Below are 11002 nucleotides of genomic sequence, written 5' to 3'. Positions count from 1 at the left end.
TTGCCTATGGTGCACGTATGAACCTACGGCACCTGATCGCACCGAAGGCCGACCCGAAAGCAGGAGCCGACGCGGGCCCGCTGGAGCGGGCGTTCGCCGCCCTGCGTGAGCAACTCGGCCTGACGCTGGACTATCCGCAGGAGGCGCAGGCCGAGGCGGAGCAGGCGGCGAAGTCCGTTGCGCTGCCGGACCGCGACGAGACCGCGGTGCCGTTCTTCACGATCGACCCGGCCGGCTCGATGGACCTGGACCAGGCAATGTGTTTGGAGCGGGACGGCGACGGCTTCCGGGTGCGGTACGCGATCGCGGACGTGCCGGCCTACGTGCAGCCGGGTGGCGCGCTCGACACCGAGACACGCAAGCGCGGACAGACGATCTACCTGCCGGACGCTCGCGTCCCGCTGCACCCGCAGGTGCTCAGTGAGGACGCGGTCAGTCTGCTCGCCGACAAGGAGCGTTCGGCATACATCTGGGACATCCGACTCTCCTCGGTCGGCGAGGCGACCACGAGCGAGGTCTACCGCGCGCGGGTGAAGAGCACCGCACGGTTGGACTACGTCACGGTGCAGCAGCAGATCGACGACGGAACGGCGCCGGAGGGTCTCGCGCTCCTGAAGACCATCGGAGAACTGCGGATCGCCTTGGAGGCCAAGCGGGGTGGTGCCAACCTGCCGATGCCCGAGCAGGAGGTCACCAAGACCGACGACGGCAACTACGAGCTGACCTTCCGGCCGCAGTTGCCTGCGGAGGAGTGGAACGCGCAGATCTCGTTGTTGACCGGGATGGCCGCCGCCGAGCTGATGCTGCGGGCCAAGATCGGGATCCTGCGCACCATGCCCGAGCCGGAGCAGAAGGAGATCGACCGGTTCCGGCGGCAGGCCACGGCCCTCGGGGTCGAGTGGCCGGCCGATCAGCAGTATGGCGACTTCATCCGCGGCCTCGACCGTTCGAACCCCACCCACCTGGCGCTCATCCATGACGCCACGAGCCTGTTCCGTGGCGCCGGGTACACGCCGTTCGACGGTGAGCAGCCGCAGGACAGGATCCAGTCGGCGGTGGCTGCGCCCTACGCGCACGTGACGGCGCCGTTGCGACGCCTGGTGGACCGGTTCGGGCTGGTGGTGTGTGAAGCGGTGAGCCAGGGTGGGCAGGTGCCGGACTGGGTGCGGGAGGCGTTGCCGACGTTGCCGGACATCATGCGCACCACCGACCAGAAGGCCAGCCAGGCCGAGCACGGGTGCACGGACGCGGTCGAGGCGGCGGTGCTGGCGCACCGCGTGGGCGAGACGTTCGCGGCATACGTCGTCGACACCGATGAGAAGGGCGTCACGCTGCAGCTCGTGGACGTCGCGGTCATGGCGAAGGCCGACGGCACCGCCGAAGCGGGCGCCGAGGTGCACGCCAAACTCACCGAGGCGAACATCGAGGAGCGCCGGGTGCGGTTCGAACTCGTCTGAGTCGCGGCCGTGAAAGTGGTGCTGCTACGACATGCCGCGCCGCACGTGGATCCGTCGCGTGCACCGAAACATTGGGGGCTGTCGGCTGCCGGGCGGGAGGCTGCGCAGGCGCTGCGATCTCGTATGCCGGTCGGTGCTCGGTTCGCGACGAGTGATGAAACCAAGGCAGTTGAAACGCTCACAGCAGCAACGGATTCCGAGTTCATCGTGGATGCCCGGTTCGGCGAGGTGCGGCGACCGCTCGAGCCGATCAACGACGAGTTCCGTGATCGGCGGCGGGCGTGGGTCGCCGGTGCGCTGGATCGCCGACATGACGGATGGGAGACACCGGCGGATGCCGCGGGCCGCTTCGCCGCCGCGCTGGACAACCTGGATGGTGACGTCGTCGTCATCGCCACGCACGGGATGGTTCTGACGACGTGGTTGCAGCACATCGGCGTTGTTGGCCCCGGCGACGAGGCAGCTGATTTCTGGGAACGACTCGCGCTGCCGGATCTGATCGAGGTGGGCTGATTCGCGGACGTTGCCGATGCCCAGCGGGAGCCAGGACTCCCGCTTGGCATGGGTGGACGCTGTCGCCCGGTACGATCTCCCACGGATGAGTCGGCCGGGCGGTCGCGGCCCGAGTGATCGGGGCGAGGAAAGTCCGGACTCCGAAGGGCAAGGTGGTGGCTAACGGCCACCCGGGGTGACCCGCGGGACAGTGCCACAGAAATCAGACCGCCACCGGTTCGCCGGCGGTAAGGGTGAAACGGTGGTGTAAGAGACCACCAGCGCGCCAGGTGACTGGCGTGGCTAGGTAAACCCCACCTGGAGCAAGATCAGACAGCGTGTGTCCGAGGGCGGCCCGCCCGAGCACGCGGGTAGATCGCTGGAGGCGGCCGGCAACGGTCGTCGTAGATGGATGATCGCCACGTGTCACCGGTTGCGGTGGCGCCATACAAAATCCGGCTTACAGGCCGACTCATCCCTCCAGCGTTCAGACCTACCGCTCGCTGCGCGTCGCGGCGAAGCTGAAGCACTGTGCCATCACGTTGTGCACGTGCACTTCGCGGACCCGCGGATCGGTGAGGATCTCATCGATCGCCCGAGCGAGCCCGTCGCCGGCGCGGACGAACCGGTGCCGGTCGTAGACCTGGGTGTTCACCCGCCCGTCGGCGTCGCCGAAGGCACGGACGATCTGATCACGGCTTTCGAACTGCTCCGGGAAGCCACCGTCGTGGCCGGGACAACCGCTGGTGTGCACCACGACCGGTCCGGTCTCCCGATACGGGCTGCTCCACCCGAACGGCGAGTACGCGATGATCGCGAGCTGATCGCCGGGAGCGGAGTCGGTCAGGCAGCAGCGCAACGGCCAGCCGCCTTCGTCATCAATGAACGGGCGTACGGCGTTCCCGGCGTGATCGAGGCAGCTCTCCAGCACCCGAGCCAATTCCTGCCGGTCGAGAGCGTGGTACGTGGTCGTGGTCTTCTCTGTCGAGGTGAGTTCCATACCCGGTAGACGGTGTCGACCTCCCGAACGTGAGATGCGCAGCGCTCGGTCCCGGCCTCCCAGCGATGCCCGAAATTCAGGGTCCGCGCGCGGCAACTTCCAAGACAACTGTCAGGCGGTCCTCCTAGCGTCGCCCCATGGGGCTGTTCCGGGGCCACGCTCACCCACCCGACGTCTGTGATCGGTGCGGTCACATCGCAGGTATGCACGTGAGCACCACTATGGGCTGTCGGCAGTGCGACTGCCCGCGCAGTCCCGGGCAGGTGTTGCGCCGGATCGATCCCGACATCACGCCACAAGGCCGTCGCTCCTCTCGCGGCCGCCACGAGCGCTGAGCTCCTCGCGAAACGTGATGTCGTCGGGACGGCGCGCAGCGATGAAATATGTGCGGGTTCTCCCGGGATACCCGACGCGACCGGCGTATGTCTGAGACGTGCTCACGTAGTCCGTCGAGCATCCGGAGGAGTAGCCAGGGGAGAGTGCGCCATGTTCAGATCCACCACCGTTCTTGCAGTCGCCGTTGTGACAGTCGGCCTGGCCGGTTGCTCGTCGTCGGGACAGTCGTCCGCGGTGCGGGCCACCGTGACCGCGACAACGACGGCTACGACAACCGCGACGACGACCGCGACCGTGACAGCCACTCGAACGGTCACGGCACGCGCGTCGAGCAAGCCGGCAGCGACCGTCACCAAGGTCGTCACCCAACAGGCTGCTCCACACAAGGCTGCTCCACCGAAGGCGGCCGCACCCAGAACGAGCGCGACGAAGCCCGCGCCCGCCGGTGGGGCGGCACTGACGGCTCAGCAGCAGAACGCCGTGTCTTCGGCGCAGGACTACTTGAGCTTCAGCGGGTTCTCCCGGCAAGGCCTGATCGACCAGTTGTCCTCGGAGTACGGCGACAAGTACTCCGTCCATGACGCGACGGTCGCCGTCGACAGCCTGCAGAAGGATTGGAACGCCCAAGCCGTACGGTCCGCCAAGCAATACCTGCAGCTGCAAGGCTTCTCGTGCAACGGCCTCATCGATCAACTGTCATCGGCGTACGGCGACAAGTACACGCTCGCGCAGGCGACCCATGGAGCCAAGGGCGCCGGAGCCTGCTGAGACGGCCACTCCGCCATGATGGTCGTATGACGCACCGCGCCCGCGCCTCCCTCTGGCGGCAGGTCGCGGGGACGACACCATTGCCCAACGCGCACGCGCATGCCGACTCGCGACATCGCAAACCGCTGTGGGACGCACTGTGTGCCGGATTCACCAGCCTCGAAGTGGACGTCTGGGTGGTGCGCGGCCGCGTCCTCATTGGGCACAGCCTGCCGCGTCCAACGCACAGTCTGCGACGCATCTACCTCGATCCACTGGCGGCGATGATCGCCGAAACCGGTTCTGTTTACGAGGATTTCGGGGCACCGTTGCAGTTGTTGCTGGACGTCAAGACTGATGCCAGACGGTCCAGGCCGGCCGTCGAGTCGCTACTGGCGCAATACGCCGGTCTGCTGAGCTGTTGGCGGGAGGGGCACTTCACTCGCGGAGCAGTGAGCGTCGTCGTCAGTGGGACGTTGTCCGGGGCGGTGTATGACGCACCCGTGCGCTGGACGGGCGTGGACGGTCGGCTGCGCCGAGCGGGTGAGGAAGTGTCCGCTGACGTGATGCCGTTGCGCAGCGACTGCTGGCCGGAGCTGTTCTCCTGGGCCGGCGATGGCCCGATGCCGGCGGAGCAGCGGGACCGGTTGGTGCATCTCGTCGCCGATGCACATGCGGCGGGACAGCGGACCCGCCTGTGGGACACCCCGGACCGGCCCGGCCCTGCCCGCGACAACCTGTGGGCGACGCTGCTGGACGCGGGCGTGGACTATCTCAACACCGATGACCTCAGCGGTGCTCGCGCGTTTCTACTGGCACGTAGGTCCGGCGGATAGTGCGCTCCACCGCACTTTCTGCAGGGCGGCGGCCGGCGTCGGCGGCGCAGCGGGATTCGGGACGGCAGATGGTGCGCTCCACCGCACTTTCTGCAGGGCCCCCAACCCGGCTCGGGTCACCAGGACGTTTCGCGCGGCCGGCCCTCGTCATACCCGCTGGCGCTCTGTACGCCGACCAACGCACGCTCACGGAACTCCTCGATGGAGCGTGCTCCGGCGTAGGTGAAGCTGGAGCGGACGCCGGCGATGATCGAGTCGATCAGATCCTCGACGCCGGGGTTGGCGGGATCGAGGAACATCCGGGACGAGGAGATGCCCTCCTCGAAAAGTGCGGAACGCGCGCGGTCGAACGCACTGCGCGCCTGCGTGCGTCCACTGACTGCCCGCGCGCTCGCCATACCGAAGGACTCCTTGAAGAGTCGACCGTCGGCGGCGGTGTTGAGGTCACCGGGGCTCTCCCAGGTGCCGGCGAACCACGAGCCGATCATCACCGAACCGGCGCCGGCGGCCAGCGCCAGTGCCACGTCGCGCGGATATTTCACGCCACCGTCCGCCCACACTGATGCGCCGACTTCCGTTGCAGCAGCGGCACATTCGAGTACGGCGGAGAACTGCGGACGACCGACTCCGGTCATCATCCGCGTCGTACACATCGCACCCGGGCCGACACCGACCTTGATGATGTCCGCGCCCGCAGTGCCCAAGTCACGCGCACCGTCGGCGGTCACGACGTTCCCGGCCGCGATCGGGATCCGCGTGCCGGTCTGCGCCGCGTGCTCGTCGCGGACCGCGCGCACCACGGCGAGAGCGTCGATCATCTTGTCCTGGTGGCCGTGGGCGGTGTCGACGACCAGCACGTCCGCGCCGGCCGACAGCGCAGCCGCGGCCTTGGCGCGCACATCGCCGTTGATGCCGATCGCGACGCCGATGCGCAGCCGTCCCTCGGCGTCGACGGACGGCTGGTAGATCGCCGACCGCAGGATGCCCTGTCGGGTGAGCACACCGGCCAGTTCGCCACCGTCGCGCACCACCGGCGCGAGCTCGAAGTGGTGGTCGGTGAGTGCGTCGAAGACCGAGCCGAGATCGTCGCCGTCCTTGACCGTGAAGAGCTCCTTGGTCATCACCTCGCCGACCGTCGCGAAACGGTCGACCTGTCGGGAATGACGCTCGGTGACCAGCCCGATGGGTGCGTGGGCGTCGTCGACGACGATCGCGGTGCGGTGCGCGCGCTTGCCGATCAGTGCGAGCACGTTGCCCACCGGCTCGTCGGCGTGCACGGTCACCGGCGTCTCGAAGACCGTGTGCCGGGCCTTCACATAGGCGACGGTCTCGCGCATCGCGTGCTCCGGGATGTCCTGCGGCAGGACGGCGATCGCGCCGCGACGGGCGACCGTCTCGGCCATCCGGCGACCGGAGATCGCGGTCATGTTGGCGACCACGAGCGGGATGGTCGTGCCCACGCCGTCCGGTGTCGTCAGATCCACGTCGAGGCGGCTGCTCACCGAAGAACGGGAGGGTGCCATGAAGACGTCGTTGTAGGTCAGGTCGTATGCCGGGCGATCACCAAGGAACTTCACGTTCGGCCATGCTACGTGGCAAATGCCGTGACGTCATACGCAGGAGCGTCGAGAGCGGGTCGTACGGTGTCGGCATGGAGCTCACACTTCTCGGACATTCCTGCGTTCTCATCGAGGCCGGCGGGCAGCGCGTGCTGATCGACCCGGGCACCTTCTCCACCTTCGACGACGTGACCGATCTGGACGCCGTTCTCGTGACGCACCAGCATGCGGATCACGTGGACATGGAGCGGTTGCCCGCCCTGCTGCAGCGCAATCCGGGAGCGAGCCTGCACACCGACCCCGACAGTGCGGAAATCCTTGCGCGCGAAGAGATTCCGGTGACCCGCAACCAGCCCGGCGAGGTCGTCACTTTTGGTGACCTGACCGTCACGCCGGTCGGGGCTCAGCATGCTGTGATCACCGAGTTCGTCCCGCGCATCAGCAACGTCGGCCTCTACCTGACCGCGCCCGGCGAGGCATCGTTCTTCCATCCCGGCGACGCCCTCGACGCCGAGGTGCCCGGCGACATCGACCTGCTCGGTGTGCCGGTCAACGCGCCCTGGTGCGCCGTGAAGGAGACGGTGGAGTTCGTTCGCCGGCTCGCACCCACGGCGGTGCTGCCGATCCATGACGCCCTGCTGACCGAGCCGGGGCGCGACATCTACCTGCGGCACATCGCCGGGTTCGGTCGGGACGGCGGCGTGCCGATGCACGACCTGCACGGCTCGGGGACGCTGACCCTCTGACGGCTCAGCTCGCCGGCTCGATTCGTCGATATAGGTAAGCCTCACCTATGATCGGCGCCGTGCCCGTTGTGACCGCGAAGAAGAAGTGCTGCAAGGACTCGCCGCGCTGCAAGAAGTGTCCGGTGACCCTGGAGCGGTTGCGCAAGGCGGGTCATGCGAAGCGACTGTCCAAGCGCGGGTATGACGTGAGCCCCGACGTGCCGGGCAAGATCCGCAAAGCCGCCCGCCGACGCTGAGCCGTCCGCCGGTAACTTGGTGCCCGTGAACCTGCGAGTGACCACCTGCCATGACCGTGACACCTGGGACCGCGCAGTGCTGGCGGCCGGGGGACACCCCTTGCAGTTGTGGGGTTGGGGCGAGCTGAAGTCCCGCTACGCGTGGACCGCCGATCGCCTGCTCGTGCAGGACGCACAAGGCGAGCAGGTGGGCGCCGCGCAGGTGCTCTACCGCCGCCTGCCCCCGCCGTTCAAGTCGCTGGCCTATGTCCCGCGGGGTCCGGTCGCCGCCGAAGCCGTCCGTGCCGACGTGCTCACCGCGCTGGCCGCGCACGTGAAGGAGCAGCGCGGCTCCATCGCGTTGTCGATCGAGCCGGACTGGGCGGACCCGGCGTCACCGTTGCCCAAGGGTGTGTCCGACGACGAGATCGCCCGCATCGAACACGCCGCGCCGACCGAATGGCTGGTCCCGGTCGCCCACGCCGGGTTCCGGCGCAGCGCCAACACCGGACTCATCCCGCGCACCCTCGTCGTCGATCTGTCCCCGGACGAGGACGACATCCTGAAGGCCTTCAACTCCAGCACCCGGCAGAACGTCCGCAAGTCGTTCCGTGCCGAGAACGTCCGGTTCGGCCTCGTCACCACGGACGCGGACCTCGAGCAGGTGCTCGCGATCAACAAGGAGACCGGCAGGCGTGCCGGCTTCGCGGTCCACGACGACGGCTATCACCGCGCCATCCGCGATCTGATGGGGGAGCGCTCCCAACTCGTCGCGGCCTGGGAGGGCGACGACGTCGTCGCCTTCGTCTGGCTGGTCGTCTCCGACACCACGGCATTCGAGCTGTATGGCGGAGTGTCCCCCCGCGGCATGAAGCTCCGGCTCAACTACGGCCTGAAGTTCCACGCGATGAAACACGTGAAGGCACAAGGTGTTTCGCGCTATGACTTCAACGGTCTGCTCAACGACGGGATCTCCGATTTCAAGCGGCAGTTCAGCAAGCACGAGAATCTGCTGATCGGCACCTGGGACAAGCCGTTGTCGCCGCTCTACCCGGCGTTCGCCACCGCTCTGCCGAAGGTGCGCCACGCGCTCAAGCGTGGGCTGCCCGCGGCCAAGGCCACGCTGCGTGACCCGAAGGGCGCGCTCGCCGGCCTGCGGGCCGGCCGGTCGAGCGAGAGCTGATTTCGCGCCGGGTCGGCTACTCCGCCCGGGCGGCACGGTCGGCCCAGCCGGAGCATCGATGTCACCGCGGCGACCGTGCTGGGTGTGCACGAGGCAGATTCTCTCGAGCAGGATCTTGTTTCCGCGACCGGATATAGCGGGAATGAAGCGGCGGGAAAGTGGTCCGTGGGCAGTATCGGCCTCGTCAACCGACACATCCAGAACGGACACATTCAGGGGGATGAACGATGAAACGCAACAAGATTGCGGCCGGCGTGCTGGCGGCCAGCGCATTGGGGGCGGCGCTCGCCGGAGTCAGCGCTCCGGCGGCCCACGCGGACGGCGGTGTCAAGACCACCCATGGTCAGGGCAGCGCGTGGTTCCAGTCGTACGGCGACAAGCTGTGGGTGAACGATTGGGCGGCCGACCACCACGGGGTACATGCCTGGATCTGGAACAGTAAGGGAACCAGCATCGTGCGCGATTTGTACAACGGCAACGGTCTCCACGGTAAGGCAGCGTTTGCCGACTACAACCTGCCGGAGCACCACACGTACAAGCTCGAAGTGTGCCGCGTCGACGGAAAGTACGACGTCGGCTTCGACTGCAAGAAGGCGACGATCCACAGCTGATCGGCCACCCGTCCGCCCTTGGGTGGACGCAACAATGCCCTCGTGGGCCTGCCCACGGGGGTGTTGTTGCGCTCGATGCGTGGAGGGACGGTTCCTCTCGACAGCCCGGCGTTCCTACTTCGCCCGGGCTGCGCGGTCGGCCAGCCAGGCGACACCGACGATGCCGGCGGCATTGCGCAGTTGCGCGGCCACGATCGGTGCGCGCAGGTGGAGCAGCGGCAGGAACTTGTCGGCCTTCTTGGAGATGCCACCGCCCACCACGATCAGGTCCGGCCACAGCAGATCCTCGATGTGGCTGTAGTAGCGCTGCAGCCGCTTCGCCCACTGTTCCCAGGAGAGATCCTCGGTGACGTGCGCGCTCTCGGCCGCCTTCGTCTCGGCGTCATGGCCGTCGATCTCCAGATGACCCAGCTCGGAGTTGGGCAGCAACTCACCGTCGATGAGCAGTGCCGAACCGATGCCGGTGCCGAGGGTCGAGACCAGCACGGTGCCGTCGGTGTTGCGCGCGGCGCCGAAGTGCAGCTCGCCGACACCTGCGGCGTCGGCGTCGTTGACGACGGTCACCGGGCGACCGAGACGCTTGCTGAGCAGCTCTTCGACGTTCGTTCCGATCCACGAACTGTCAATGTTCGCAGCGGTTCTCACCACTCCGTGGGTCACCACGCACGGGAGGGTGATGCCGATCGGCTGTCCGTCGGTCTCCGCGGCGAACTTGTCGGCGATCTGCTCGATGACGTCCGCGACGGCATCCGGCGTCGACTCCTTGGGGGTGTCGATGCGCTCGCGGTCCGTGGCGAAGGCACCCTTCTCGAGATCGACCGGCGCGCCCTTGATGCCCGTGCCGCCGACGTCGATGCCCAGTGGGTAGGTCGTGGTCATGAGTGTGCAGACTCCTTCGCGAAATGCTGTGGCAGGAAGACTTTAGGGCAGGGTCAGGATCTCCGGACCGCTGTCGGTGATCAGGATGGTGTGCTCGAACTGCGCGGATCGCCGCAGGTCCTTCGTTGCGACGGTCCAGTCGTCGTCCCACATCGTCCACTCCGGCGTGCCGAGGTTGAGCATCGGCTCGACGGTGAACGTCATACCCGGCTCGATGACGTCGGCGTATGCCGGGGCAGCGTCGTAGTGCGGGATGACCAGTCCGGAGTGGAAGACCGGGCCGACGCCGTGTCCGGTGTAGTCACGGACCACGCCATACCCGAATCGCTTGGCGTACTTCTCGATCACTCGGCCGATGATGTTCACGGCTCGCCCGGGCATCGCGGCCTTGATGCCGCGCAGCATGGCTTCCTCGGTGCGCTCGACGAGCAGCCGGGACTCCTCGTCGACGTCGCCGACGAGGAACGTCGCGCAGTTGTCGCCGTGCGCGCCGTCCTTGTACGCCGTGATGTCGATCTTGACGATGTCGCCGTCCTCGAGCGGCCGGTCGTCCGGTATGCCGTGGCAGACGATCTCGTTGACGCTGGTGCACAGCGACTTGGGAAATCCCCGGTAGCCGAGGGTGGACGGGTACGCACCGTGGTCGAGCATGAATTCGTGCCCCACCCGGTCGATCTCGTCGGTCGTGACTCCCGGTCGTACAGCGGCCCCGGCGACCTGCATGGCCTGCGCCGCGATGCGTGCCGAGACGCGGATGCGCTCGATCAGCTCCGGGTCGTGCACCTCGGATCCGGTGAACGGTGCGGGCGCGGGCTTGCCGACATACTCCGGCCGGGCGATGGACGCCGGCACGGTCCGTTGCGGACCGACCCGTCCGGGGCGTACCTGGGTGCTGCTGATCGACATGCGAGCAGTCTATGGAGCACGCCGATCAGCCGGCA

12 protein-coding genes and 1 other RNA gene are annotated in these 11002 nt (G+C 67.5%); 9 read left to right on the top strand and 4 right to left on the bottom strand.

All coding sequences use genetic code 11. The annotated features are described in order from the left end of the window. The first annotated feature begins 17 nt into the window (after window positions 1–17). The 3 genes from ACZ50J_RS14215 to rnpB all read left to right on the top strand — a co-directional run bounded on the left by ACZ50J_RS14215 (window position 18) and on the right by rnpB (window position 2428). Window positions 18–1457 (top strand): RNB domain-containing ribonuclease, encoded by a 1440-nt coding sequence (locus ACZ50J_RS14215; protein WP_464297805.1) that lies wholly within the window; start codon window positions 18–20, stop codon window positions 1455–1457. 9 nt (window positions 1458–1466) lie between these two features. Beyond that, window positions 1467–1970, top strand: a complete 504-nt coding sequence (locus ACZ50J_RS14210) for a histidine phosphatase family protein (protein ID WP_464297804.1) — start codon at window positions 1467–1469, stop codon at window positions 1968–1970. Window positions 1971–2056: 86 nt separating this feature from the next. Then, window positions 2057–2428, top strand: an RNA gene (gene rnpB, locus ACZ50J_RS14205) — RNase P RNA component class A. Window positions 2429–2442: 14 nt separating this feature from the next. On the opposite strand, the gene ACZ50J_RS14200 is transcribed toward rnpB, so the two are convergent. Then, the gene (locus tag ACZ50J_RS14200) at window positions 2443–2949 is read right to left on the bottom strand and encodes a DUF1203 domain-containing protein (protein WP_464297803.1); all 507 of its coding nucleotides are present in this window, start codon (window positions 2947–2949) and stop codon (window positions 2443–2445) included. 486 nt (window positions 2950–3435) lie between these two features. On the opposite strand from ACZ50J_RS14200, the gene ACZ50J_RS14195 reads away from it, so the two are divergent. Both ACZ50J_RS14195 and ACZ50J_RS14190 read left to right on the top strand, forming a co-directional pair. Further along, entirely contained in the window at window positions 3436–4053 is a 618-nt protein-coding gene (locus tag ACZ50J_RS14195; RefSeq protein WP_464297802.1) for an Ltp family lipoprotein, read from the top strand. Window positions 4054–4079: 26 nt separating this feature from the next. Then, on the top strand, window positions 4080–4868 hold the full coding sequence (locus tag ACZ50J_RS14190) for a PI-PLC domain-containing protein (RefSeq protein ID WP_464297801.1): 789 nt from the start codon (window positions 4080–4082) through the stop codon (window positions 4866–4868). Window positions 4869–4984: 116 nt separating this feature from the next. Here the strand turns inward: ACZ50J_RS14190 and ACZ50J_RS14185 are convergent, their stop codons facing one another. After that, a complete protein-coding gene (locus tag ACZ50J_RS14185) occupies window positions 4985–6445 on the bottom strand; it encodes a GuaB1 family IMP dehydrogenase-related protein (protein WP_464297800.1) in 1461 nt (486 codons plus the stop codon). 74 nt (window positions 6446–6519) lie between these two features. Here ACZ50J_RS14185 and ACZ50J_RS14180 point away from each other — a divergent pair, with 74 nt between their 5' ends. From ACZ50J_RS14180 to ACZ50J_RS14165, 4 genes are all read left to right on the top strand, one after another. After that, on the top strand, window positions 6520–7173 hold the full coding sequence (locus tag ACZ50J_RS14180) for an MBL fold metallo-hydrolase (RefSeq protein ID WP_464297799.1): 654 nt from the start codon (window positions 6520–6522) through the stop codon (window positions 7171–7173). Window positions 7174–7232: 59 nt separating this feature from the next. Beyond that, entirely contained in the window at window positions 7233–7409 is a 177-nt protein-coding gene (locus tag ACZ50J_RS14175; protein ID WP_464297798.1) for a hypothetical protein, read from the top strand. 25 nt (window positions 7410–7434) lie between these two features. Then, window positions 7435–8571 carry a lipid II:glycine glycyltransferase FemX gene (locus ACZ50J_RS14170; protein ID WP_464297797.1) on the top strand — a complete coding sequence of 379 codons (1137 nt, stop codon included), beginning with the start codon at window positions 7435–7437 and terminating at the stop codon, window positions 8569–8571. A 227-nt stretch (window positions 8572–8798) separates the two neighbouring features. After that, window positions 8799–9182 (top strand): hypothetical protein, encoded by a 384-nt coding sequence (locus tag ACZ50J_RS14165; RefSeq protein WP_464297796.1) that lies wholly within the window; start codon window positions 8799–8801, stop codon window positions 9180–9182. Window positions 9183–9296: 114 nt separating this feature from the next. Here ACZ50J_RS14165 and ppgK read toward each other — a convergent pair whose 3' ends face one another. After that, window positions 9297–10061, bottom strand: coding sequence for a polyphosphate--glucose phosphotransferase (ppgK, locus tag ACZ50J_RS14160; protein WP_464297795.1), 765 nt, complete (start codon window positions 10059–10061; stop codon window positions 9297–9299). A gap of 42 nt (window positions 10062–10103) precedes the next feature. Beyond that, window positions 10104–10967, bottom strand: a complete 864-nt coding sequence (gene map, locus ACZ50J_RS14155) for a type I methionyl aminopeptidase (protein ID WP_464297794.1) — start codon at window positions 10965–10967, stop codon at window positions 10104–10106. Between the last annotated feature and the right edge of the window lie 35 nt (window positions 10968–11002).

The organism is Flexivirga sp. G2 (genome assembly GCF_055397625.1).
This window is presented reverse-complemented; position numbering and strand designations above follow the sequence as displayed.

What these genes read in the sequence shown, in the direction of transcription:
- map (WP_464297794.1), bottom strand. Translation starts at nt 10,967, where the DNA reads ATGTCGATCAGCAGCACCCAGGTACGCCCCGGACGGGTCGGTCCGCAA.
- ACZ50J_RS14190 (WP_464297801.1), top strand. Translation starts at nt 4,080, where the DNA reads ATGACGCACCGCGCCCGCGCCTCCCTCTGGCGGCAGGTCGCGGGGACG.
- ACZ50J_RS14200 (WP_464297803.1), bottom strand. Translation starts at nt 2,949, where the DNA reads ATGGAACTCACCTCGACAGAGAAGACCACGACCACGTACCACGCTCTC.
- ppgK (WP_464297795.1), bottom strand. Translation starts at nt 10,061, where the DNA reads ATGACCACGACCTACCCACTGGGCATCGACGTCGGCGGCACGGGCATC.
- ACZ50J_RS14215 (WP_464297805.1), top strand. Translation starts at nt 18, where the DNA reads ATGAACCTACGGCACCTGATCGCACCGAAGGCCGACCCGAAAGCAGGA.
- ACZ50J_RS14180 (WP_464297799.1), top strand. Translation starts at nt 6,520, where the DNA reads ATGGAGCTCACACTTCTCGGACATTCCTGCGTTCTCATCGAGGCCGGC.
- ACZ50J_RS14195 (WP_464297802.1), top strand. Translation starts at nt 3,436, where the DNA reads ATGTTCAGATCCACCACCGTTCTTGCAGTCGCCGTTGTGACAGTCGGC.
- ACZ50J_RS14165 (WP_464297796.1), top strand. Translation starts at nt 8,799, where the DNA reads ATGAAACGCAACAAGATTGCGGCCGGCGTGCTGGCGGCCAGCGCATTG.